The sequence below is a fragment of the Microbacterium sp. 1.5R genome, from assembly GCF_007667425.1.
Lineage (GTDB): Bacteria > Actinomycetota > Actinomycetes > Actinomycetales > Microbacteriaceae > Microbacterium.
Genome location: NZ_VDRC01000003.1, coordinates 1 through 5,322, shown reverse-complemented (window position 1 = coordinate 5,322; position 5,322 = coordinate 1). Strand labels below are relative to the sequence as shown.

Genomic DNA, 5,322 nt, shown 5'->3' with positions numbered 1-5,322 from the left:
CGGCAGCGGCCACGGCTCCGGGGCCACGGCGACGCACACCTATGGCGCGGCGGGCACCTACACGGTGACCCTCACCGTCACCGACGACCGCGGCGGCACTCACGCCACGACCGCGGACGTGGTCGCGATCGTGCCCGAGGTCGTGCTCGCGGCGGACGAGTTCGACCGCACAGCGGCGAACGGGTGGGGTTCGGCGGCGACGGGCGGCGCGTGGAGCTATTCCACCACCTCCCTGTCCGGGTACTCGGTCGATGGCGCGGCCGCGAAGGTCGCCGTCGCCGCAGGGTCGACCCGATCCGCCTATCTCAGCGCGGTATCGTCTTCGGCCTCAGATCTCTCCGCGACCGTGACCATGGCGCAGCTGCCGGTCGGGGGCAGCGCGTTCTCGTCCTTCATCGCGCGGCGGGTGGGGGCGGAGGATTACCGTGCCCGTGTGGTCGTGGCGGCGAACGGGTCGGTGCAGCTGCAGCTGCAGCGGACGTCGACGACGCTCGCGGCGGTGAACGTCGCGGGCCTCACGCTCGCGGCCGGTGAGGAGCTGCAGGTGCGGGTGCAGGCGTTCGGTGCGAACCCGACCACGATCCGCGCGGAGGTGTGGAAGACGGGCGCGGCGGAGCCGACCGACTGGCAGGTCACGACGACCGATGCCACGGCCGCCCTGCAGACCGCCGGACACGTCGGAGTCGCCGCCTACCTCGGCAGCGGCACCACCAACGTCCCCTATACGGTCACCTTCGGCAGCATCAAGGTCGTCGCCATCCCGTAGGCCGCAGGGCTCGGCTCGACGAAGCGGGCCGAACCTCGACGGCCTGGGGGATCGGCGTGCTCGGCGTGCTCGGTGTGCTCAAGAGGATCGGCGTACTCGAGGCGCGCCGTCGAACCTTTGAGATAGCCGATATTGCCTCTGGACGCCGCGGGGATACTTCGGTATTCTGAGCCTGCTGTACATGCAGCCAGCTCGCGTGAAGGGGTTCGCGGGGACTGGCGGGTACAGATCATGGGGTACTGGGGAGCACTCTTCTGGAGTGCATATTTTGGGGAGCGAGCACATGGGTGTTCTGCGTAGTTTTTTGGGGACCAAGAAGGCGATCGGACTGCGGTTCGGCACCACGCTGGCGGTCGGAGCACTGATCGCGAGCGGTCTTGTCCTCGCGCCGTCCGCGGCGTCGGCTGACACCTCGCCGATCGATCCGGGAGTGCCGGCGACGGCCACGACCGACGCTCTGCCGACCGCGCAGGTCAACGGCATCGTCTGGGACCAGGTGATCGTCGGGAACACGGTGTACGCCGCCGGTCAGTTCGCGACAGCCCGACCGGCAGGTGCCGCGGCCGGAACGAACGAGGTGACGCGCAATAACGTCATCGCATACGACATCCGCACCGGTGCGATGACCTCGTTCGCACCGAACGTCAACGGCCAGGTGCGATCGATCGCCGCCTCGCCCGACGGCAAGCGTCTCTACATCGGCGGTGACTTCACCGCGGTCAACGGCTCGACGCGCAACCGCGTCGCCGCGTTCGACATCCCGGCCGGAACGCTGGTCTCGTCGTGGGCGCCGAGCGTCAACGCATCGGTCCGCGCGATCACCGCGACCAACTCGGCGGTGTACTTCACCGGCATCTTCGGGCGGGTGGCGAGCAACGACCGAGTCCGCGCAGCAGCGGTGAGCTCGACCGGCGCGCTCCTGCCCTGGGCCCCCGAACTCGACAACCGCGGCAACGACGTCGTGGTCTCGGGTGACGGCACCAAGGTCGCCCTCGCCGGCCACTTCACGACGGTCAACGGATCGTCCAACCCCGGGTACGGCATGGCCCTCGTCGACGCCACGAGCGGCGCGCTCCTGCCCTTCTCCGCGAACAGCATCGTCCGCAACGGCGGGCCCGACGCAGCCATCTGGTCGCTGAGCACCGATGGGACCAGCCTGTACGGCACGGGTTACCACTTCGGCGGCGGCGGAAACCTCGAGGGCATCTTCAAGAGCGACTGGGCGACCGGCTCCCTGACCTGGGTCGAGGACTGCCATGGCGACACGTACAGCGCCTACGCCACCCCCGACGTCGTGTACGGAGCGGGGCACGCTCACTACTGCGGCAGCCTGGTCGACGGATTCCCGCAGAGCGACCCGTGGTCGTTCTACCGGGGCGTCGCCTTCTCGAACTCCGTGGAGCGCACGACGCCCTACGGCCTGGGCTACGGCTACTACGACTGGGGCGGGAACCCCGCGCCGCGTCTGCTGCACTGGTACCCCACCTTCAACACCGGCTCGGTGAGCGGTGCGAACCAGGGTCCCTGGAGCGTCACCGGCAACGGCGACTACGTCGTGATGGCGGGCGAGTTCACCCGCGTGAACAACCAGATCCAGCAGGGTCTGGTGCGATTCGCCACGAAGGAGAAGGCTCCGAACACGGACGGACCTCGTCTGAGCGGCAGCAACTGGGTTCCGTCCGCGAACCCCATCGCCGAGGGCACCATGCGCATCAGCTGGCCCCTCAACTGGGACCGCGACAACGAGTACCTCGAATACAAGCTCATCCGTGACGGAGCCAACGCGACTCCGATCTACACGAAGACGGCACGGTCGAAGTCTCCCGATTGGGGGCTGCCCGGACTGTCGTTCATCGACAAGGGGCTCGTGCAGGGGAGCACGCACACGTATCGGGTGCGTGCTGAGGATGCACACGGTAACGTCGCGTGGAGCAACACGATCACGGCCACCGTGAACGGCGTCGGCGCCATGCCCGAGTACTCGAACGCCGTCCTCGCTGACGCGCCGACGAACTACTGGCCTCTCAACGACACGGGATCCTCGTCGATCGACTGGGCGGGTCCGAACAACCTCGCGGTGCGCGACGGCGTGACGCGGAACGTCGAGGGTGCGCTCACCACGTCCACCGCCCCGGCATCGCGCTTCAACGGCACCGGCTCCGGCTTCGCGACGACCGAGTCGGCCGTCGAGGGGCCGCAGACCTTCGCGATCGAGGCGTGGTTCAAGACCACGACCACCCAGGGCGGCAAGATCGTCGGCTTCGGCAACAGCACCACGGGGACCTCGTCGTCGTACGACCGTCACGTCTACATGGACAACAGCGGCCGCGTGAACTTCGGTGTCTACCCGAACGCGGAGCGTGTCGTGACCTCATCCGCGTCCTACAACGACGGCGCGTGGCACCAGGTGGTGGCATCGCTCGATCCGATCAAGGGCATGGAGCTGTACGTCGACGGCGTCAAGGTCGCGCAGCGCGCAGACACCACGTCGGCGCAGAGCTACAACGGCTTCTGGCGCATCGGCGGTGACTCGACGTGGTCCGGATCGCAGTTCTTCGACGGCAGCATCGACGAGGTCGCGATCTACGGCGGAGCCCTCTCTCGCACGCAGGTGCAGACGCACTACGTCGCCTCGGGGCGCACGCTCGAAGGCTCCACGCCGCCGGCTGACGCGTACGGCGCGGCCGTGTACGGCGCCGAGCCGATGCTGTACTGGCGCCTCAACGAGACGACCGGGTCGACCGCGGGCGACACCTCCGGGTCGTCGCAGCGCGGCACGTACTTCGGCGACCACACCAAGGGGGCGCAGGGCGCTCTCAGCGGCGTGACCAATGGCGCGACCACTTTCGACGGCGGCCAGCTGATCAGCCAGTCGTCGTTCGTGAACCCGACCGTGTACTCGACGGAAGCCTGGTTCAAGACGACGTCCACCTCGGGCGGCAAGATCATCGGCTTCGGCAACAGCGCGACCGGCAACTCGTCGAGCTACGACCGTCACGTGTACATGACCGATGCGGGCCGCCTGGTGTTCGGCGCCTACACGGGACAGACCGTCACGATCACGTCGGATGCCTCGTACAACAACGGGCAGTGGCACCACGTGGTCGCCACGCAGGGTCCGTCCGGTATGAACCTCTACGTCGACGGCGCTCTGGTCGGCTCCAACGGCAACACCGTCGCGGAGAACTACACGGGGTACTGGCACGTGGGCGGTGACGTCACGTGGGGTCCCGGTTCCTGGGAGTTCCGCGGATCGATCGACGAGGTCGCCGTGTACCCGACGGTGCTGTCGCCGGCGTCGGTGGCCGACCACTACAGCCTCGGGCGTGAAGGCGCGCCGGCCAACCAGCTGCCGGTGGCGGAGTTCTCGTCGCAGGTGTCGAAGCTGGCACTGTCGGTGGATGCGTCTGCATCGTCCGATGCGGATGGGTCGATCGTGTCGTACGACTGGAACTGGGGCGACGGCAGTGCGCACGGTGTGGGGGCCACGGCGTCTCACACGTACAACCTGGCCGGCGAGTACACGGTGACGCTGACGGTCACGGATGACCGCTCGGGGACGGCTGTGAAGTCGTCGACCGTGGTGACGGTGGCGAACGCCGCGCCGTCTGCCGCGTTCACGTCGGTGCTGTCGCCGCTGAAGGTTGCGGTCGACGGGTCGGGGTCTACGGATCCGGACGGCACGATCGTGTCGTACGACTGGAACTGGGGCGACGACAGCACTCACGGCTCCGGTGTCACTGCATCGCACACCTACGCGGCCGCGGGCACCTACACGGTGACCCTCACGGTCACCGACGACGAGGGAGCGACCACCACCAAGACGGAATCGCTCGTGGTGCCGCCGGTTCCCGCGAACGTGCCGCCTACGGCAGCGTTCACGGCGACGGCCGCCGGGCTCACGATCTCCGCCGACGGCAGCGGTTCGACCGACTCCGACGGAACGGTCGCCTCGTACGACTGGAACTGGGGAGACTCGACCGCGCACGGCACCGGTGCCACGGCATCACACACCTACGCGGCCGCAGGCACCTACACGGTGACCCTCACCGTGAAGGACAACGCCGGGGCGACCGGGACGATCACGCACGACGTGACGGTAGCGGCTCCTACCTCGGGTGTGCTGGCGACGGATGCCTTCGGTCGCTCGATCGCGAACGGTCTGGGCGCGGCTGATCAGGGCGGATCGTGGACGCTGGCGAATGCGGCGTCGAGCTACGGCGTCGACGGTGCAGGCGTGTTCCGACTGACGGCCGGCGGCGCCCTGCGCACGGCCTACCTGACCGATGTGTCCTCGGCCTCGACCGACCTCACGGTCGACGCGAAGTTCGACGCCGTACCGACGGGCGGCAGCGTGTTCGCGCAGGCCATCGTCCGCCGCATCGGCGGCGACGACTACCGAGCCCGCCTCGTCGTGGCGACCAACGGCTCGGTGAGCCTGCAGGTGCAGCGCAGTGGTGTGACGATCGGTTCGCAGAATCTGTCTGGTCTGTCGGTGACGGCTGGGACGACGGTGACGGTGCGGGTGGAGGCGTCGGGGACGTCTCCGACGACGG

General features: G+C 68.4%; 2 protein-coding genes. Both read left to right on the top strand.

The annotated features are described in order from the left end of the window. The coding region (locus FSY98_RS16535; protein WP_144877792.1) for a PKD domain-containing protein at nt 1-766 on the top strand (766 nt) is incomplete at its 5' end. 283 nt (nt 767-1,049) lie between these two features. Further along, the coding region (locus FSY98_RS16530) for a PKD domain-containing protein (protein ID WP_144877791.1) at nt 1,050-5,322 on the top strand (4,273 nt) is incomplete at its 3' end.